The 18,674-nt window shown below is 41.3% G+C and carries 18 protein-coding genes; 13 read left to right on the forward strand and 5 right to left on the reverse strand.

Features of this window, described 5'->3' with window-relative positions:
- Window positions 1-7: 7 nt before the first annotated feature.
- The 5 genes from ilvN to JQM81_RS03035 all read left to right on the forward strand — a co-directional run bounded on the left by ilvN (window position 8) and on the right by JQM81_RS03035 (window position 3,719).
- Window positions 8-520, forward strand: a complete 513-nt coding sequence (gene ilvN, locus JQM81_RS03015) for an acetolactate synthase small subunit (RefSeq protein ID WP_235232052.1) — start codon at window positions 8-10, stop codon at window positions 518-520.
- A 109-nt stretch (window positions 521-629) separates the two neighbouring features.
- Entirely contained in the window at window positions 630-1,655 is a 1,026-nt protein-coding gene (locus JQM81_RS03020) for a branched-chain amino acid aminotransferase (protein ID WP_235232053.1), read from the forward strand.
- 187 nt (window positions 1,656-1,842) lie between these two features.
- Complete coding sequence (locus JQM81_RS03025) at window positions 1,843-2,214, forward strand: GntR family transcriptional regulator (protein WP_235232054.1); 372 nt, start codon at window positions 1,843-1,845, stop codon at window positions 2,212-2,214.
- 3 nt (window positions 2,215-2,217) lie between these two features.
- On the forward strand, window positions 2,218-3,063 hold the full coding sequence (locus tag JQM81_RS03030; protein WP_235232055.1) for an ABC transporter ATP-binding protein: 846 nt from the start codon (window positions 2,218-2,220) through the stop codon (window positions 3,061-3,063).
- Window positions 3,063-3,719, forward strand: a complete 657-nt coding sequence (locus tag JQM81_RS03035; protein ID WP_235232056.1) for an ABC-2 transporter permease — start codon at window positions 3,063-3,065, stop codon at window positions 3,717-3,719. Before JQM81_RS03030 ends, JQM81_RS03035 begins: the two co-directional genes overlap by 1 nt.
- Window positions 3,720-3,773: 54 nt before the next feature.
- Here JQM81_RS03035 and JQM81_RS03040 read toward each other — a convergent pair whose 3' ends face one another.
- The 4 genes from JQM81_RS03040 to JQM81_RS03055 form a co-directional block, all read right to left on the reverse strand.
- Window positions 3,774-4,511: an energy-coupling factor ABC transporter ATP-binding protein gene (locus tag JQM81_RS03040; RefSeq protein ID WP_235232057.1), complete on the reverse strand. Its 738-nt coding sequence runs from the start codon at window positions 4,509-4,511 to the stop codon at window positions 3,774-3,776.
- Window positions 4,512-4,574: 63 nt separating this feature from the next.
- Window positions 4,575-5,384 (reverse strand): cobalt ECF transporter T component CbiQ, encoded by an 810-nt coding sequence (gene cbiQ / locus JQM81_RS03045; protein WP_235232058.1) that lies wholly within the window; start codon window positions 5,382-5,384, stop codon window positions 4,575-4,577.
- A complete protein-coding gene (locus JQM81_RS03050; RefSeq protein WP_235232059.1) occupies window positions 5,381-6,379 on the reverse strand; it encodes an energy-coupling factor ABC transporter permease in 999 nt (332 codons plus the stop codon). Before JQM81_RS03050 ends, cbiQ begins: the two co-directional genes overlap by 4 nt.
- A 102-nt stretch (window positions 6,380-6,481) precedes the next feature.
- Window positions 6,482-7,081, reverse strand: coding sequence for a TetR/AcrR family transcriptional regulator (locus JQM81_RS03055; protein ID WP_235232060.1), 600 nt, complete (start codon window positions 7,079-7,081; stop codon window positions 6,482-6,484).
- A gap of 169 nt (window positions 7,082-7,250) precedes the next feature.
- On the opposite strand from JQM81_RS03055, the gene JQM81_RS03060 reads away from it, so the two are divergent.
- The 7 genes from JQM81_RS03060 to JQM81_RS03090 all read left to right on the forward strand — a co-directional run bounded on the left by JQM81_RS03060 (window position 7,251) and on the right by JQM81_RS03090 (window position 16,084).
- A complete protein-coding gene (locus JQM81_RS03060; protein ID WP_235232061.1) occupies window positions 7,251-9,323 on the forward strand; it encodes an efflux RND transporter permease subunit in 2,073 nt (690 codons plus the stop codon).
- A 22-nt stretch (window positions 9,324-9,345) separates the two neighbouring features.
- The gene (locus JQM81_RS03065; RefSeq protein WP_235232062.1) at window positions 9,346-11,388 is read left to right on the forward strand and encodes a hypothetical protein; all 2,043 of its coding nucleotides are present in this window, start codon (window positions 9,346-9,348) and stop codon (window positions 11,386-11,388) included.
- A gap of 159 nt (window positions 11,389-11,547) precedes the next feature.
- Window positions 11,548-12,306, forward strand: a complete 759-nt coding sequence (locus JQM81_RS03070) for a class I SAM-dependent DNA methyltransferase (RefSeq protein WP_235232063.1) — start codon at window positions 11,548-11,550, stop codon at window positions 12,304-12,306.
- A gap of 30 nt (window positions 12,307-12,336) precedes the next feature.
- The gene (gene hslO / locus JQM81_RS03075) at window positions 12,337-13,212 is read left to right on the forward strand and encodes an Hsp33 family molecular chaperone HslO (RefSeq protein WP_235232064.1); all 876 of its coding nucleotides are present in this window, start codon (window positions 12,337-12,339) and stop codon (window positions 13,210-13,212) included.
- Between the two features lie 18 nt (window positions 13,213-13,230).
- Window positions 13,231-15,153: an NAD(+) synthase gene (locus JQM81_RS03080; RefSeq protein ID WP_235232065.1), complete on the forward strand. Its 1,923-nt coding sequence runs from the start codon at window positions 13,231-13,233 to the stop codon at window positions 15,151-15,153.
- Window positions 15,154-15,195: 42 nt separating this feature from the next.
- Window positions 15,196-15,615 (forward strand): C-GCAxxG-C-C family protein, encoded by a 420-nt coding sequence (locus JQM81_RS03085; protein ID WP_235232066.1) that lies wholly within the window; start codon window positions 15,196-15,198, stop codon window positions 15,613-15,615.
- 1 nt (window position 15,616) lies between these two features.
- Entirely contained in the window at window positions 15,617-16,084 is a 468-nt protein-coding gene (locus JQM81_RS03090; RefSeq protein WP_235232067.1) for an HAD family hydrolase, read from the forward strand.
- Window positions 16,085-16,127: 43 nt separating this feature from the next.
- On the opposite strand, the gene JQM81_RS03095 is transcribed toward JQM81_RS03090, so the two are convergent.
- Window positions 16,128-16,829, reverse strand: a complete 702-nt coding sequence (locus JQM81_RS03095) for a S1 RNA-binding domain-containing protein (RefSeq protein ID WP_235232068.1) — start codon at window positions 16,827-16,829, stop codon at window positions 16,128-16,130.
- Window positions 16,830-17,020: 191 nt separating this feature from the next.
- On the opposite strand from JQM81_RS03095, the gene JQM81_RS03100 reads away from it, so the two are divergent.
- Window positions 17,021-18,667 carry a putative manganese-dependent inorganic diphosphatase gene (locus JQM81_RS03100; RefSeq protein WP_235232069.1) on the forward strand — a complete coding sequence of 549 codons (1,647 nt, stop codon included), beginning with the start codon at window positions 17,021-17,023 and terminating at the stop codon, window positions 18,665-18,667.
- Window positions 18,668-18,674: the final 7 nt, after the last annotated feature.

Genomic DNA, 18,674 nt, shown 5'->3' on the forward strand with positions numbered 1-18,674 from the left:
GGTCAAGATGAGTAATAATGGAATGAAAAAACGTTGGATATCTCTGTATGTGGAAAATCAGGTGGGTGTCCTTTCGAAAATATCTGGACTTTTTTCCGGAAAATCCTATAATCTGGACAGTCTGACTGTAGGTACTACGGAAGATCCTACTGTGTCCAGAATGACCATTGCAACAGTCAGTGATGATGAGACATTTGAGCAGATTAAGAAGCAGCTGAACCGTCTGGTAGAGGTCATCAAGGTCATTGATTTTACGGATGTATTTGTTCGTATGAAAGAGATTATGTATATTAAGGTGCGCAAATGCACACCGGAGGATAAGGTGGAATTATTCCAGATTGCAGAGACATTTAAGGCAAAGGTCATTGATTATGGCAAAGACAGCCTTCTGCTGGAATTTGTCCAGACGGCAACGAAGAATGATGCGGTAATCAAGTTGATGAAAGAAGAATTCAAGAGCATTGAAGTTGTGCGGGGCGGAAGTGTCGGGATTGAATCTATCAGCATGATGGAACGATAAAAGGTTTTTTGTAAAAAACAGAGCGCACTCTTGAATTTTGAAAATGAGCGTATTATAATAATTGCAGATCATATATTTAGTTATTTATCTAAGGACGGAGGAATAGAAAATGGAAAAGAAAAATATTGACTGGTCTAATATCGGATTTGGCTATATGCAGACGGATAAGAGATACGTTTCCAATTATAAGAATGGAGCGTGGGATGAAGGTACATTGACCTCCGATGCCAATGTCGTAATAAATGAATGTGCAGGTGTATTGCAGTACGCACAGACATGTTTTGAAGGATTAAAAGCCTATACTACGGAAGATGGACATATCGTTACATTTCGCCCGGATCTGAATGCAAAGAGAATGGTAGATTCCGCAAAGCGTCTTGAGATGCCTGTATTCCCGGAAGACAGATTCTTAGATGCAGTAAAACAGGTGGTAGAAGCAAACGCAGCATATGTTCCGCCATACGGATCTGGAGCAACACTTTACATCAGACCATACATGTTTGGCTCCAGCTCTGTAATTGGGGTAAAGCCGGCAGAGGAGTATCAGTTCAGAATGTTTGCAACTCCGGTAGGACCATACTTCAAGGGCGGCGCTAAGCCAATCACCATCAGAGTATGTGACTTCGACCGTGCAGCACCGCATGGAACAGGCCATGTAAAAGCTGGTCTGAATTATGCTATGAGCTTACATGCAATCGTAGACGCACACAATCAGGGATTTGATGAGAACATGTATCTGGATGCAGCAACCAGAACAAAAGTAGAAGAGACCGGCGGAGCAAACTTTATCTTTGTTACCAAAGATAACAAAGTTGTAACACCGAAGTCCACTACAATTCTCCCATCTATTACAAGACGTTCTCTGATGTATGTTGCAGAGAAATACCTTGGATTAGAAGTAGAAGAAAGAGAAGTATACTTCGATGAAGTCAAAGATTTCGCAGAATGCGGACTTTGTGGTACAGCAGCAGTCATCTCGCCAGTAGGAAAGATCGTAGACCATGGCGAAGAGATTTGCTTCCCAAGCGGAATGGACGAGATGGGACCAGTGACCAAGAAGTTATACGAGACATTGACCGGAATCCAGATGGGGCATATCGAAGCACCAGAAGGATGGATCTGTAAGATTTGTTAATGCTAATATAGATAGAAAAATCAGGCATCACAAGGTGCCTGATTTTTTGTGCAATTGGGGACACAGTAAATTGAATCTGGGACGGAGGAAAATGAAAAAACCCCCGTCCCCTATTGAAAAAACAGTATATAACAGTTGACAACAGTTATAAACAGTTATATACTGTTTATAACGAAGGAGGGATGACATGAAGTTGATTATTAATCATTCTTCTATGCAGCCTATCTATGATCAGATTGTGGATCAGGTGAAAGGCAAGATCATGCAAGGGGAATTGCAGGAGAATACGATGCTCCCATCGGTTCGTACGCTAGCGAAGGAACTACGCGTCAGTGCGCTGACGGTGAAGAAAGCATATGATGCCCTGGAGGAGGAAGGATTTGTGATCACAGTCCATGGAAAAGGCAGCTTTGTTGCTTTTGCCAACCAGGAGATGATGCTGGAAGAGAAGAGAAAGGAAGTCGAAGCTGATTTGGAAATGGCCATCCGAAAAGGCAGAAGCTGTGGAATGAGTAATCAGGAGATTACGGAACTATTTCGGATTGTTTTGGAGGATTAGCAGATGTTGAGATTGGAGAATGTTGAGAAGAGGTATAAGGATTTTGCACTGGACTGTTCGATGGAGGTCCGGGAAGGGTGTGTCACAGGTCTGATAGGGGCAAATGGAGCTGGAAAGAGTACGACATTTAGAGCGATACTTGGATTGATTCATACGGATGGTGGAAAGATAGAGATTCTGGGAAGGACGCCAGATCAGCTCAGACCAGAGGACCGGGAGCGTATTGGGGTCGTATTAGCCGATTCGGAGTTTAGTGGATACTTAAGTATTAAGGATCTGATTCCAGTGCTGGAGAACTTGTATTCACAATTTAATCGAGACAGATTTGTAGAAAAATGTGAAGAATTTCAGCTGCCATTGAATAAGAAAATCAAAGAATTTTCAACGGGAATGAAGAGAAAGCTCCAAGTGCTGGCAGCGCTTTCTTATAATGCAGAACTGTTGATTATGGATGAACCGACAGCAGGGCTTGACGTGCTTGCACGCGACAGTCTTCTGCAGATGTTAAGAGAATATATGGAGCAAGAAGGCCGTTCCATTCTGATTAGTTCCCATATTTCTACGGATTTGGAAGGTTTTTGTGATGATATATATATGATTGATCATGGGCAGATAATTATGCACGAGGAAACAGATGTGTTATTAAGTGATTATGCACTTTTGAAAGTGACAGATGAGCAGTATCGTGATTTGGAAAAAGAATATATTCTTCGCTATAAGAAAGAAGAGTTCGGATATAGCTGCCTGACGAATCAGAAGCAATTTTATCTGGAGAATTACCCTTCAATTGTAATTGAAAAAGGAAGTATTGACGAAGTAATCATGATGATGGTGCGAGGTGAAAAGTAATGAAAGGATTATTGATTAAGGATTTTAAATTATTAAAAAATCAAAAGCAGTTTTTTTTGACGGTATCCATGATGGGAATTATCTTTTTAGTGGTTTCAAATAATCCAGATTTTGTCATAAGTTACATTACAATCATGATATCGATTTTTACATTAAGCACGATCAGTTATGATCAATATAACAATGGAATGGCATATTTATTCACACTTCCAATTACCCGGAAGGAATATGTAGGAGAGAAATATGTGTTCGGTCTGATATCCACAGCAGCCTCTCTTGCGGGGGTGTCTGCAATAGCATATGCGGTAGCTTTTGCCAAATCCATTGAATATACATTGGAAGAATGGGGAGCTACAGTGATATCAAGCTTTCTGATTGTAATAATAATGCTGGCATTTACCATACCTTTACAGCTGAAGTTCGAAGCAGAAAAAAGTCGAATGGCATTGCTTGCAGTGTGGGGATGCCTTTTCATAGCGATTTATCTGATGGTATATATAGGACGAAAAATGGGAATCGATATAGAAGCAATTCTTGATTCCATCTTTGAGGCGAAATTGTCGACAACAATTATTGCAATTATATTAATCTGTATAGCATCAACGATAATTTCATACCTGATTTCATTGAAAATTATTAAGAAAAAAGAATTTTAAGTCAAAAAGGTACAGGGCATTTTGCAAATGGGGACGTAGTATTTTTACAAAATACTACGTCCCCATTTGCAATGGCAACTCCAACCCATTTTTTTCTAACAATTCTTTATCTGACAGGATTTCTTTCGTTGGTCCATCGCAGATGATTCTTCCATTTGCCATTAATATAGTTCGCTCGCAGGTGTCCCAGATCATGTCGAGATCGTGGGATGCGATGATCTTCAGGTGTTCGAAGGAGTTTAGGATATGGATCAGGTTCCTGCGGTTTCTGGGATCCAGTGCGATGGAGGGTTCGTCCATCAGGATGATGTCAGGAGTCATGGAGAGGATGGTGGCAATGGATGCCAGTTTTTTCTCGCCGCCGGACAGTTTGTAGATATGCTTATCTTTCAGGTGGCTGATTCCGGTCATTTCGAGGGCTTTTGCAACTCTTCTGTGGACTTCTTCTTCCGGGAGACCATAGTTTCTTGGGGCAAATGCGATATCTTCGTAGACGGTTGACATGAAGAGCTGGCTATCGGAATCTTGAAATACATATCCGATTTTTTCTCGGATCTGGGGAAGAGTCTCTTTTTGTACTGGGATTTCTTCGATGCGGATGCCTCCGTTAAAGTCCAAGTACAGCCCGACAAGTATTTTTAATAGGGTGGATTTGCCGACGCCATTTGCCCCGACCAGGCCGATGGCATCGCTTTCTGAGGCGTGAAATGAGATGTCTTTCAAAATCCGATTTTCTTCTCCAGGCTCATAATTAAAAGATACATTTTTAACGTCAATATGTATGTGACTCATAGAATGCAATCCTCCTTGATATTTATCAAACATGTAATCAAAATATGTAATCAGAATCCATAATTAAAATAGATGACCTATCGCCCGTCCTATTATGACAAGCATTGGAAATCTTCGAAAGAGTAGAATGATGCTCAGCCACAGGAAAAAGTATACAAAGTCCTGAGGTTTCCAGCACACTTTTTCATTTATATAATGAAAGTCTCCGGTATATCCCCTGAGAGTCATGCTTTCATATACGTTACTGGCACGATCCATGCTCCGAAGTAACAATTGACCGGTAAGAGATCCCCAGACTTTAAAGTGAATCCCTTTTTGCTTTGGTGCTCTTAAGGAATATGCCTGTGTGATGCGGTTCACTTCTTCTAATAAAAGGGAAATGTAGTGGTATGTGAGCAGAATTTGCGTGACCAGGATCTGTGGAATATGAATCAAGCGAAATGCGTAACATAGCTGTTCGATAGAAGTCGTTGCAATTAACAGGTAGGATGCCAGAACACTGAAGACTCCCTTCATCATGAGTGTAATCATAGATAATACTCCGGCATTGATACGAAATGTGCCGATGTATACAGGTATTTTGTCAAAAAATGGATTCAGGATTCCAATCAGGCATATGAGAGGCAGAATGACCCGGAGGCGCTTCAGGCTGTCCTTGAAAGACAAATCAGCCAGAAGAAATGTTGCCAGAGGATAGACGAACATTCCGGCGAGTCCAATGACGTCATATTTTGAAAATGAGACCACGGTTGTAATGTAAAGAACAGTCAAAACAAATTTAACCAGTGGGTGAAGATGGTTCACCCACTGGTCTCTTGATGAAAGCATATCCATATGATGAATCTCATAGATTGCGTTACCAATTTTGCTCATGATACTCGTTTCTTCCTGAAAAATTTAAATATATAACATGCTCCGACACAGACAACTATAACGACTATGCCACCTACGATTCCTGAAAATGTTGTTCCAAAAGAAGAATCAGAATCTTTGAAAGCATAATCTGGAAGCAATGCGGTGGCTTCCTGTATGGAACCGGCTTTTTCATAGATACCGCCTTCAGATTCTATTTCCGTAGAACCGGTAATCTTTTCGATGGACCACTCCAGACCATCCGGATCAGAGGATGCTGCCAGAGATAATCCTCCTCCGATTACGATTGCCAGAACGGCAAGAATAGTTACCGTCTTTTTAAATGAAAAACGACCTTTGGAGACTGCCGATTCCGCTCCATGATACAGCATCTCAGGACGTGCATCGTGTACAAATACCAGAATGGCTGCAGTAATAAGTCCTTCCACAAAACCGATAGCAAGGTGAATCGGCTGCATGGTTGCTGCAAATGTAGTAAATGGAAGCTCCGTTATGCCAGAAGCGAGAGTTTCCAGTGTCACACTGAATGCTCCAAGCTGTAGGGTAAGAACACAACCTAAGATGGAGGCAGCAATAATCTTGCCTTTGGTAAATCCTTTTTTTATGATTGGCTTCCAGATAAGAAGGGCACCAATGAAACATCCGTAAAATGCCATGTTCCAGACATTACATCCGAGCGCCAGAAGACCGCCGTCTGCAAATAACAGACATTGGATGAGCAACACTCCAATCATGGTGAGGAATCCAGCGTATGGTCCAAGTAACGCTGATAGTAGCATACCTCCGCATAGGTGCCCACTGGAACCAGTGCCCGGAATGGTGAAATTAATCATCTGGGTCGCAAATACGAATGCACCCATTACGCCCATAACGGGAATCTTCTTTGGATCACTTTCTAATCGTACCTTTTTTACAGAATAAGCTGCTGCCGCTGCGGAACAGGCATACATTGTTCCTGCCACTGCCGGTGAGACCAAAGCATCAGCCATATGCATAGAGCATCTCTCCCTTCATTCCTCAGAATAATCTTTGATGTCAACACTATATTACGTTACCAGAATGAAGGAAAACAAGCCCCCATGGGGGTGAAAAACAGATTATTTCATGCGATGACTCTCGATGATAAGCTTGACGGTACGATATAAAAATGGTTTATATTGCTCGATGGAAAGTGGTTCTTCGTATATCACAGAATTATAGGCAGTAGAACCGGCAAGTTCGATAATCGTAAACAGCATGACATCTATATCTTCATAGGAGTATGCATCCTGCTCGACCATTTTGAGAAAGGCTTCATATAATTCTGTGTCTGAGTCTTCACCGGTCAGCAGTGCAGATTTCAGTGCGCCCATGACAAGATTCTTAGAAATGAAGTTTAAAAGAGATTTGTTATCTTTTAAGGCATCAATGACATGATTAATGATAAAAATCAACTGTTCTTCCAGTCCTTGAACATTGGATGCAGCCAGTGCGAGGTTGGCGGCATGGAATAGTTCATGTGTCTTGTGGGCAATGAGTTTATTCTTGATGTCGTATTTGTCTTTAAAATACAGATAGAATGTACCCTTTGCAACGCCTGCTTTTTCTACGATGTCAGAGATGGCAGTAGTATTGAAGCCTTTTGTAGTAAATAATTCATATGCAGTATTAAAAAGTGCATCTTTTTTCTTACGTTTATTTTCGTCAACTTTTCCCATAATTTTTCTCCTCGTTCTTTATTATAAACAGAGTTTTTGGCTGTTGGCAAGAGGTTTATACAAAAAATGACTAAAAGTCAAAAATATATTGACTAATAGTCATTTTTGATGTATAGTGCATATTGTAATAAATGACTGATAGTCAGAAAATGAAAAGGAGCAAATGAGTATGGTTAACTTTGGAAAAAAAGTAGTGAAGTACAGAGTGCCGATACTGATCATAAGTATCTTATTGTTGATTCCATCTGTACTGGGGTATGTCAATACCAGAGTCAATTATGATGTTCTTACTTATCTGCCGGATGATATTGAGACTATGCAGGGTCAGGATATTTTGACGGATGATTTTGGGGTAGGAGCATTTTCCATGTTTATTGTAGATGGCATGGAAGATAAAGATGTGGCAGCATTAAAAGCAAAGATTGAAAAGGTAGACCATGTGGCAAATGTCCTGTGGTACGATTCCATCGCAGATATATCTATACCAGAGAGCATGCTGCCGGATAATATCTACGAGGTATTTAATTCAGATACAGGAACGATGATGGCAATCTTTTTTGATGAAGGGACATCTTCGGATGGAACAATGGAGGCTATAGAAGAGATTCGCTCCATTGCCGGAAAGCAGTGCTTTTTAAGTGGAATGTCTGCAATTGTAACTGATACGAAGAATCTCGCTGAGAAGGAAACGCCGCTTTATGTATTAATCGCAGTGGCTCTTGCATTACTTGTTCTTGGAATTACAATGGATTCCTTCTTTGTGCCGGTACTGTTTCTGTTGAGTATCGGAATGGCAATCTTATATAACCTTGGAAGTAACTATTTCTTAGGGGAAATCTCTTATATTACGAAAGCACTGGCCGCAGTGCTGCAATTAGGAGTAACGATGGACTATTCCATTTTCCTGATGCATAGTTATGAAGAACAGCAGATTCGTTATAATGGTGATAAAGAACGTGCGATGGCACATGCGATTTCGCAGACATTTTCCTCTGTAATCGGAAGTTCTGTCACTACAATCGCGGGATTTATTGCGCTTTGCTTCATGACGTTCACACTTGGCCTGGACATCGGTATTGTTATGGTAAAAGGCGTTGTCTTTGGAGTAATAGCTTGTATTACAGTTCTTCCGTCTATGATTCTTTGTTGTGACAAATTCATCGAGAAGACGAAGCATAAACCGCTATTGCCAGATATTGGAAAGATATCGGATCGGGTTACCAAACATTATCTTGTATATGTAGCACTTTTCCTGGTGCTTTTATTCCCGGCAATTTACGGAAATAGCCATACAAGCGTTTACTATAACCTGGATGCATCTCTCCCGAAAAATCTGCCAAGTGTTATTGCAAATGAGAAATTAAAAGAAGACTACGATATGAATACGACTCACATGATCCTGGTCGACAGTTCTGTCTCGTCTTCAGATGTGAATAAGATGATGAAGGAAATCGATAAGGTAGATGGAGTGAAGTGGGCACTTGGCCTGGATAAACTGGTCGGGCCTGGTATTCCTACTGATATGCTGCCAGATTCTGTAACCAGTATGCTGAAGAATGACAAGTATCAATTATTGTTGGTAAATTCACAGTATAAAGTGGCTTCGGATGAGATCAACGGACAGATTACAGAGATTAATCAGATTCTGGATAAGTATGACAAAGGTGCAATGTTAATCGGTGAAGGACCGCTGACCAATGATCTGATTGAAATTACGGATAAAGATTTTAAGACGGTCAGTGCAGTATCGATTGGAATTATATTTATCATCATATTATTGCTTTTCAAATCCATTTCGCTGCCGATGATACTGGTTGGAGTCATTGAGTTTGCAATCTTTGTAAATATGGGAATTCCGTTCTATACCGGAACGACGCTGCCGTTCGTAGCCTCTATCGTTATCGGAACGATTCAGCTGGGTTCGACGGTGGACTATGCAATCTTGATGACAACAAGGTATAAACGAGAACGAAATCATGGAGCAGGAAAATATGATGCAATTACGACCGCACATCGAGCTTCGGCTCGTTCCATCATGGTAAGCGCATTCAGTTTCTTTGCAGCAACGATAGGGGTAGGATTTTATTCCAATATTGATATGATCAGTTCTCTGTGTGTTCTGATGGCAAGGGGAGCATTGATCAGTATGATCGTGGTTGTATTTGTTCTGCCATCTATGTTTATGGTATTTGATAAGGTAATTGTTAAGACAAGTAAAGACTTTTTGCCGAAAAAGGCGTAGATCTGGTTAGGAGGTAATCTTCATGAAGAATAAGAAAGCAAAAAAAGTAATGGCAGGCTCTATGGCGGTGGTTATAGCAGCAGGACTTGCAGGAACTTATGGATATTATAATCATGCATCTGAGGTTCAGGCCGAAGAAGATACAGAAGTATTGCAGGAAACGGCAGAACAAGTTCTGGGAGACAGTGATACGGGTGATGATGGAGAATTTTATAAAGAAGAATCCGTTTATGTGAAGGCTGACGCTTCTGGTCATCCAATGAAGACGACAGTTACGGAATGGCTGAAGAATCCAGAAAAAGGAACATTTGAAGATTCGACAAAATTGAATGACATTAAAAATATTAAAGGAGAAGAGAGCTTCAATGAAGGAACGGATGGCTCTTTGCAATGGCAATCTGAGGGAAATGACATTTATTATCAGGGAACGATAGACAAAGAACTACCGGTGGATGTAAAAGTATCCTATAAGTTGGATGGGGAAAGCATTTCCCCAGAGGAACTGGAAGGGAAAGACGGGAAGTTAGAGATTCATTTTGAATATGAGAATAAATCCAAAGAAACGGTAGATGTAGGTGGAGAAAATGCGGAAATGTATACACCGTTTACCATGGTCACAGCGATGATGCTTCCAACGGATGGTTATAAAAATGTGACAATTGATAATGGTAAGATTATTTCAGACGCTGACAAAGATATTATTGTCGGGGTGGCATTCCCGGGACTGGAAGAGAATATGAATCTTCAGAATCTAGATGTAGATATCCCAGATAGTGTAACGATTACGGCCGATGTAGAAGATGCATCAGTGGAACCGACCATTACACTTGCCTCTGCAGAGCTTTTGAATGAAATAGATCTGGATAACATCGACAGTTTTGATGATCTGGAAGGCTCCATCGAGCAGTTAGAGGATGCAACCAATCAGTTGGTAGAAGGTTCGAAATCTGCAGCCGATGGGGCGAAAGAACTGGCCGATGGATCTAAGACCTTATCTGACGGTGTGAATACGCTGAATGATAAGAGTGGTGAATTGGCAAGTGGAATGAATACTCTGGCAGATGGAGTGAATGCGTATGTAGGCGGAGTAAGCCAGCTCGCAAGTGGAAGTACTTCTGTGGCAAATGGAGCAGCAGCTTTAAAATCTGGTGCGCAGACAGCGCAGGCAGGCATTTCTTCTGCAAAAGTCGGGGCAGACCAGCTGGTAGCCGGATACACTGGAGTCGGAACAGAAACAGGAGTAGGCGTTGTTGCAGCCGCAAAGTCAATCAGTGATGGGATTACTGTATTAAATAACACATTAAGTGAGAATACCAGCCTTACACTCAGTCCGGCGCAAGAACAGTCAATCAGTGATATGGCATATCAAATGGCAGAAATATCGGTTAAGAATATACCGGAGGATACATTTACTAATCTTAAGACAACAAAGACTGTTTATATTTCAAATCTGAGTGGACAGTATGAAGAATTATTGAAATCACAATTTACGAATACAATGAATCAGACCGCAGATACTGTGAAATCTACAATTAAAGATAATATACGACCGATAGTTACAGGAGCTCCAGCATTAGCAGCCGGAGTAAAGCAATTGTATGCCGGAACTGTAGATTTACAGAATGGTTTAAGCCAGCTCAATGATGGAAGCACATCATTAGTGCAAGGAACTTCGGACCTGTATGAAGGAGCAATTGCATTACAACAAGGAGCAGCAAAACTCAATGAAAGAAGCAGCCTGTTATCTACAGGAACACAGTCTCTGAAAGCTGGCGGTTCCCAACTGACGTCTGGCGTTGGCCAGCTTGCAGACGGCGCCGGGCAGGTCGCAGATGGCGCAAGTGCACTGGCAGACGGAAATCAGCAGCTTTCAGATGGTATGGCGGAATATAAAGAATCCGCCATCGATAAATTAACAGAACTATTCAACGGAGATATCCAGAATGTAACATCACGAATTGATGCTATGAAGACATTAAGTCGAAATTACAAATCCTTCGCAGGAATCAAGGATGGTGTCAATGGAAGTACAAAATTCATCATTGAGACAGAAGGAATAGATTAACAAAATAACGCGAATGGGTACACCACAAATGACGAATGGGTACACCACATTTTTTAATTGGGGACGTAGACTTTTTTCAAAAGTCTACGTCCCCAATTGTTAAAATGAAGCTCCCATGCTATAATAAGTCCAGTCATATTACGGAAAGGATGGAATATCATGGAGGCTTATACAAGTTTTGCGGTGGTTTATGATACGTTCATGGATAATGTCCCATATGAGGAATGGGCTGATTATTTGTGGAAATTATTGCGGGAATATGGTATTGCAGATGGACTGGTATTGGAGTTGGGCTGTGGAACAGGCAGTATGACGGAACTTCTGGCGTCGAAGGGGTATGATATGATTGGCGTGGATAATTCGGAGGATATGCTGGAGCTTGCGATGGAGAAGCGAATAGAGAGTGGACATGATATTCTGTACTTGTTGCAGAATATGCAGGAGTTTGAATTGTATGGTACGGTGAGAGCTGTGGTCAGTGTCTGTGATTCGGTGAATTATGTGACGGATGAGGAGGAGTTGACGGAGGTCTTCCGTCTGGTGAATAACTATCTGGATCCTCAAGGTGTATTTATCTTTGATTTTAATACAGAATATAAGTATCAGGAGATTCTCGGAGAGCAGGTGATTGCGGAAGAACGGGAAGAATGTAGCTTTATCTGGGATAATTATTATGATGAAGAGCAGAAGATCAATGAATATGAACTGACGTTGTTTGTACAGAGTCAGGAAGATCCCGAGTTGTATCGCAAGTACCAGGAGGTTCATTATCAGAGGGCATATACTTTGGAGAGAATAAGGAATTTGATTGAAAAAGCAGGACTTCGTTATGTGACAGCGTATGATGCATACACGAAGGATGCTCCATTGTATACAAGTGAGCGTATCTGTGTGGTAGCACAGGAATGTGGAAAATAAGAAGATTGAAATAAGAAAGGCAGATAGAAAATGAAAGATTATATTGTAAGAGCAACTGCGGCAGATAATCAGATCCGGGCGTTTGCTGCGACAACAACACAGGTGGTGGAGATTGCAAGACAACACCATAATACCAGCCCGGTAGCAACAGCAGCGTTGGGACGTCTCCTGACAGCAGGAGCTATGATGGGAAGCATGATGAAAAATGATACGGATATGTTGACCTTACAGATTCGTGGAGATGGACCAATTCAGGGAATTACGGTTACAGCGGATAGTCATGCCAATGTTAAAGGGTATGTGGGAAATCCGGATGTAGTATTGCCACCTAAAAATGGTAAACTGGATGTTGGCGGAGCTGTTGGCATTGGATTATTGCAAGTTATTAAGGATATGGGACTCAAAGAACCATATTCTGGACAGACGATTCTGGTATCCAGCGAGATTGCAGAAGACTTGACTTATTATTTTGCCAATTCTGAACAGGTTCCGTCTTCAGTAGGCTTAGGAGTTTTGATGGAGAAGAATAATACCGTTCGTTGTGCCGGTGGATTTATTATTCAGCTTATGCCATTTGCAGAAGAAAAGACAATCAGTCAGTTGGAAGAGAACTTAAAGAATGTGACGTCGGTGACAGCACTTCTGGATCAGGGATATACACCGGAGCAATTGTTGGAAACGTTGCTTGGCAATCTTGGATTGGAGATTACAGATACAGTGCCAACTCAATTCTACTGTAATTGTTCGAAAGAAAGAGTGGAACAGGCTGTGGTCAGTATCGGGCGCAAAGAGATTCAGGAGATGATTGATGACGGAGAGGACATTGAAGTGAAGTGTCATTTCTGCAATACAGCGTATCGATATACGGTAGATGAATTAAAGAATATTATAAAACGAAGTAAATAAAGAGGTGGGGAGAAGAAGATGAGACACGGATTTGTAAAAGTGGCGGCGGCAACTCCAGATATTAAGGTCGCAGATGTAGCATACAATACAGAACATATCTGTAATCTGATAGATGAGACGGTTCGGGAAGATGCTAAGATTATCGTATTTCCAGAGTTATGTATTACCGGATATACTTGCAGCGATCTATTTATGCAGGATGTTTTGTTAGAAGATGCGCGGCAGGCACTTCATATGATTGCGCAACATACTGTAGGCAAAGATGCTTTGATATTTGTTGGAGTGCCACTGGCAATAGACGGGGAATTATATAATGTGGCAGCAGCTTTAAATCAAGGAAAGATTCTGGGCTTGACGACTAAGACATTTCTTCCGAATTATGGAGAATTTTATGAGATGCGTCAGTTTCGGCCAGGACCGAAAAAAGCAAGAGAGATTCTGTTTGATAGGGAAATGATTCCGTTTGGTCCTCAGTTGTTGTTTACAGCATCTTCGATGGAGTCGTTGATCGTATCAGCAGAGATCTGCGAAGATGTCTGGTCGCCGATCCCTCCAAGTATTGAAGCTGCAAGAGAGGGGGCGACATTGATCGTTAACTGTTCTGCCAGTGATGAAACGATTGGAAAAGACTCTTATCGCAGAAGTCTGATTGAGGGACAGTCTGCCCGTCTGATCTGTGGATATATTTATGCAAATGCAGGAGAAGGGGAATCTACAACGGACCTTGTATTTGGTGGACATAATATCATTGCTGAGAATGGAACGATATTGGCTTCCAGTAAACGTTTCCATAATGGGGCAATTTATACAGAGTTGGATATGAAGCGTTTGTTGAGTGAGCGAAGAAAAAATACAACGTTTCAGACGACAGGAGAACGGAAGCTGATGCGTATTCCGTTTGAATTAAAATCCACTGAGACAAAGCTGACCAGAACATTTCCTTCACGCCCGTTTGTACCAAGTGTGCAAAGTGAACGCGCAAGACGCTGTGAAGAGATATTGACAATTCAGGTAATGGGATTGAAAAAAAGGTTGTCTCATGCATGGGCGAAGAGTGCAGTAGTTGGAATCTCCGGTGGCCTGGATTCTACGCTGGCATTGCTGGTTACAGCCAAGGCATTTGATGCGTTGGGGATGGATCGGAAAGGAATCGTAGCTGTGACTATGCCATGTTTTGGAACGACAGACAGAACATATCAGAACGCATGTAAGATGTCACAGAAGTTAGGTGCAACTTTAAGGGAGATTCCAATTGGGGAAGCAGTAAAACAACATTTTAAAGATATCGGACATGATCCAGAAGATCATAGTGTCACTTATGAAAATTCTCAGGCCAGAGAACGTACGCAGGTATTGATGGATGTGGCTAACCAAACCGGAGGAATTGTTATCGGAACTGGTGATATGTCTGAACTTGCTCTTGGATGGGCGACTTACAATGGGGATCATATGTCCATGTATGGTGTTAATGCATCGGTCCCGAAGACATTGGTAAGACATCTGGTACATTATTATGCAGATACTTGTGAAGATGAAGACCTTAAGGCTGTTCTCTATGATGTGTTGGATACACCAGTAAGTCCAGAACTTCTTCCTCCAAAAGATGGTAAGATTGCGCAGAAGACGGAAGATCTGGTGGGACCATATGAATTGCATGATTTCTTCTTATATTATCTGCTTCGGTTTGGGTATGAGCCAAGTAAGATTTATCGAATTGCCAGATATGCTTTTGGAGGAGAGTATGATGATGTAACGATATACAAGTGGTTGGAAGCTTTCTGCCGCAGATTCTTTACGCAACAGTTTAAGCGCTCATGTCTGCCGGATGGACCAAAAGTTGGAACGGTAGCGTTATCTCCACGAGGAGACTGGAGGATGCCAAGTGATGCCTGTGTGGCAAGCTGGCTACGTGATCTGGAACAGATGAAGCCTGAAAAATAGGGAAACTATGATTTGGATTCTGAGGTAAAGGGAGAAGAAAAAATGGAAGCGAAGAAAGAAATTGCAGTACAGAATTTCAAAAAAGGCTATAATTGCTGTCAGGCAGTTGCCTGCGCATATTGCGAAGAACTGGGCGTTAAGAAAGAAGATATGTTCAGAATGACGGAAGGATTTGGTCTGGGTATGGGAGGTCTGAAAGATACTTGCGGTGCAGTGACAGGAATGTTCTTGATTATCAGCCTTGCGAACAGTGCCGGGGATATGGAAAAACCATTGGCGACCAAGATGGATACTTACGCGAAGTTCCGCGAAGCAGCAGAAAAGTTCCGTGAAAAGAATCGTTCGATTTACTGCAGAGATTTGAAAAATATGGAGGGCCCTCAGCCATTGGTATGCTGTACACAATGTGTTGAAGATGCGGCGGCATTGGTGGATGAATATTTTAGGGAGAAGCAGAAGTAGTATGAGAATTGAAATTCCAGGATATAAAGTATTAACACTGGATTATCTGGTTCTGGATTATAATGGAACGATTGCAACGGATGGAAAAATTCCAGAAGATGTAAAAGAGAAGATCAGATGTCTGGCAGAATTCTTTAAGATATACATTCTGACAGCAGACACCCATGGAACTGCCAGTCAGATGTGTGAGGATATTCCAGTTACAATTATGACATTTCCCGGGGATGATGCGATGAAAGAAAAGCTTCGTATTGTCACAGAATTGGGCGCGGAACATTGCATTGCAATTGGGAATGGGCGAAATGACTGTCAGATGTGTGCTGTTAGTGGCCTGTCCATTGCGGTGACAGACCGGGAAGGAATGTACGGAAAGCTGATTCTGGAAGCAGATATCTGTGTTACTTCTATTTTAGATGCCTTGGAATTGTTCGAATATCCCAAACGTTTGATCGCAACCTTACGGGGATAGAGAAAAAGAGGACAGAGAGAATTCTCCTGTCCTCTTTTTGGAATTATAATTTGATGTTCTTGAAGAGATCTCCCAGGCTGGTTCCAATGTTTTCAGACTTTGGAATGACAACTTTTTCTTCTGGTTCCTCCTGAACTTCTTCTAAAGCTTTCATGCTCAAACTGATCTTACCGTCTTTCACACCGATGATTTTAACGGTCACTTCATCGCCTTCATTCAATACATCTTTTGGTGATTTTACACGTTTCTGGCTAATCTGGGAAACGTGAACCAGTCCGGACAGTCCGTCTTCCAGACGAACAAATGCTCCATAGTTTTGAAGACTTTCTACTTTGCCGGTAACAACACTGCCAACTTTTACATTAGCAATCTTTTCTTCCATAGCCTTTTTCTCTTTTTCTTTCAATATCTCACGTGCAGACAGTACCAGACGGTTGTTAGCCTGGTCAACATCAATGACTTTCACTTCGATATCTTTTAACAGGTAGCTTTCCAGATCTTCAATATAAGATAAGGATAATCTTGAAGCAGGGATGAATCCACGAAGTCCTTCTACCATCGCAATAGCACCGCCATTGACGATTCCTTCGATTTTCACAGGAAGCACCGTGCCTTTTTCCATGTAAGATTCTACAAGATTCCAAGGGTTTGCATCATCAAAGTGATCTTCCAGATCTGCCATGGTCTCTGCTGCAGCATCAGCAACAGGTTCTGTTGTTGTTTCTCGTAATAATTCTTCGCTCATTGTAAAATTCCCTTTCTATATATCGAGACTCTACGTTCTCACATGATATGTTCAGTATAGCATAAAACCTGGGAGATGTTCAAAGAAAAAAACAGAAGAACCAAGAATTTATGGTTGACGAAAGTAAGAAAAAATGGCACTCTTACTATGGGAAGCAAAATAAAATGAATAAAAACTAAGGATGTGAATATATGGGAAAGAAAGCAGGAAAGGTATATGTAGTAGGACATAAGAATCCAGATACTGATTCTATCTGTTCTGCAATTGCATATGCACACCTGAAAAAACAGCTGACTGGCAATGAATATGTAGCCAGAAGAGCCGGACAGATAAATGAAGAGACGCATTATGTTCTAAAGAAATTCAAAGTGGATCCACCAGATTTGTTGTCCAACGTGAAATTGCAGGTAAAGGATATGGATATTCATAAGATGGAAGGTGTGGAACCAAATGTATCCATTAAAGATACCTGGGCAAAGATGAAGGAACAGAATGTCAAGACACTTCCGATTCTGAAGGACGAGGAATTGGTGGGTGTGATTTCTACCGGAGATATTGCAACTTCTTATATGGAAGTCTATGATAATCGAATTTTGTCTTCAGCAAAAACACAGTATCGTAATATTGTAAAGACTTTAGATGGAACGTTAATTACCGGAAATGAACATGGATATTTTACCAAAGGGAAAGTAACGATTGCAGCATCCAATCCAGATCTGATGGAAGAATTTATTGAAAAAGATGATCTGGTTATTCTGGGAAACCGTTATGAATCTCAGAGTTGTGCGATGGACATTGACGCAAGCTGTCTGGTAGTCTGCCAGGGAGCAGAAGTATCAGAAGAATTGATTCAACGTGCAGAAGAACAGAGTATTGTGATTATTAGCACTCCGCATGATACATTTACGGCAGCACGTCTGATCAATCAAAGTATTCCAGTTAAGCATTTTATGACAAAGACGCCACTGGTTACGTTCCAGATGAATGATTATGTAGAAGATATTAAGGAAGTCATGACAAAAAAGAAATTCCGTGATTTCCCAATCCTTGATCGTCATGGACGTTTTAAAGGTCTGATATCCAGACGTCGTTTTATGGATGTCAGCAAAAAGAAGGTTATTCTGGTAGATCATAACGAAAAATCTCAGGCAGTCGATGGAATTGAAGAAGCTGAGATCGTTGAGATCATAGACCATCACAGACTGGGAAGTATCGAGACGATGGGGCCTGTATTTTTCCGTAATCAGCCAGTAGGATGTACGGCAACAATTGTATGTCAGATGTATGAAGAATCTGGTGTGAAGATTACGCCAACAATCGCTGGATTATTGTGTGCAGCAATTATTTCCGATACATTGCTGTTCCGTTCACCAACTTGTACGAAAATCGATGAAAAGGCGGCGAAGAAGCTTTCCAAGATTGCAGGCATTGATATGGAACAGATGGCTGGAGAAATGTTCAAAGCAGGAAGTAATCTTCAGGGTAAAACTGCGGATGAGATCTGTTTCCAGGATTTCAAACAGTTTACGGTAAATGATACAGTGTTTGGAGTGGGTCAGATCAATTCTATGAATAAAGAAGAATTGGCAGAAATCCGGGAAATTATAGAGCCACATCTGCCGAAGGTGTTAGAAGAACAGAATCTGCAGATGATTTATTTTATGCTGACGGATATTCTGGATGAATCTACGGAATTAATCTGCTGTGGCAACAATGCCAAAGAGTATATTATTGATGCATTTGATTTAAAAGAGGGTACAGACAAGATTATATTAAAAGGAGTGGTATCCAGAAAGAAGCAGTTGATTCCAACGTTGGTAGGTGCTTTGCAGCAATAAAACAGAA

The sequence above is a fragment of the Faecalicatena contorta genome (assembly GCF_021531895.1).
Taxonomy (GTDB): domain Bacteria; phylum Bacillota; class Clostridia; order Lachnospirales; family Lachnospiraceae; genus JAFBIX01.

Bases quoted from the DNA above. Each gene is read 5' to 3' on its own strand.
- ilvN (WP_235232052.1), top strand. From the start codon at position 8: ATGAGTAATAATGGAATGAAAAAACGTTGGATATCTCTGTATGTGGAA.
- JQM81_RS03020 (WP_235232053.1), top strand. From the start codon at position 630: ATGGAAAAGAAAAATATTGACTGGTCTAATATCGGATTTGGCTATATG.
- JQM81_RS03025 (WP_235232054.1), top strand. From the start codon at position 1,843: ATGAAGTTGATTATTAATCATTCTTCTATGCAGCCTATCTATGATCAG.
- JQM81_RS03030 (WP_235232055.1), top strand. From the start codon at position 2,218: ATGTTGAGATTGGAGAATGTTGAGAAGAGGTATAAGGATTTTGCACTG.
- JQM81_RS03035 (WP_235232056.1), top strand. From the start codon at position 3,063: ATGAAAGGATTATTGATTAAGGATTTTAAATTATTAAAAAATCAAAAG.
- JQM81_RS03040 (WP_235232057.1), bottom strand. From the start codon at position 4,511: ATGAGTCACATACATATTGACGTTAAAAATGTATCTTTTAATTATGAG.
- cbiQ (WP_235232058.1), bottom strand. From the start codon at position 5,384: ATGAGCAAAATTGGTAACGCAATCTATGAGATTCATCATATGGATATG.
- JQM81_RS03050 (WP_235232059.1), bottom strand. From the start codon at position 6,379: ATGCATATGGCTGATGCTTTGGTCTCACCGGCAGTGGCAGGAACAATG.
- JQM81_RS03055 (WP_235232060.1), bottom strand. From the start codon at position 7,081: ATGGGAAAAGTTGACGAAAATAAACGTAAGAAAAAAGATGCACTTTTT.
- JQM81_RS03060 (WP_235232061.1), top strand. From the start codon at position 7,251: ATGGTTAACTTTGGAAAAAAAGTAGTGAAGTACAGAGTGCCGATACTG.
- JQM81_RS03065 (WP_235232062.1), top strand. From the start codon at position 9,346: ATGAAGAATAAGAAAGCAAAAAAAGTAATGGCAGGCTCTATGGCGGTG.
- JQM81_RS03070 (WP_235232063.1), top strand. From the start codon at position 11,548: ATGGAGGCTTATACAAGTTTTGCGGTGGTTTATGATACGTTCATGGAT.
- hslO (WP_235232064.1), top strand. From the start codon at position 12,337: ATGAAAGATTATATTGTAAGAGCAACTGCGGCAGATAATCAGATCCGG.
- JQM81_RS03080 (WP_235232065.1), top strand. From the start codon at position 13,231: ATGAGACACGGATTTGTAAAAGTGGCGGCGGCAACTCCAGATATTAAG.
- JQM81_RS03085 (WP_235232066.1), top strand. From the start codon at position 15,196: ATGGAAGCGAAGAAAGAAATTGCAGTACAGAATTTCAAAAAAGGCTAT.
- JQM81_RS03090 (WP_235232067.1), top strand. From the start codon at position 15,617: ATGAGAATTGAAATTCCAGGATATAAAGTATTAACACTGGATTATCTG.
- JQM81_RS03095 (WP_235232068.1), bottom strand. From the start codon at position 16,829: ATGAGCGAAGAATTATTACGAGAAACAACAACAGAACCTGTTGCTGAT.
- JQM81_RS03100 (WP_235232069.1), top strand. From the start codon at position 17,021: ATGGGAAAGAAAGCAGGAAAGGTATATGTAGTAGGACATAAGAATCCA.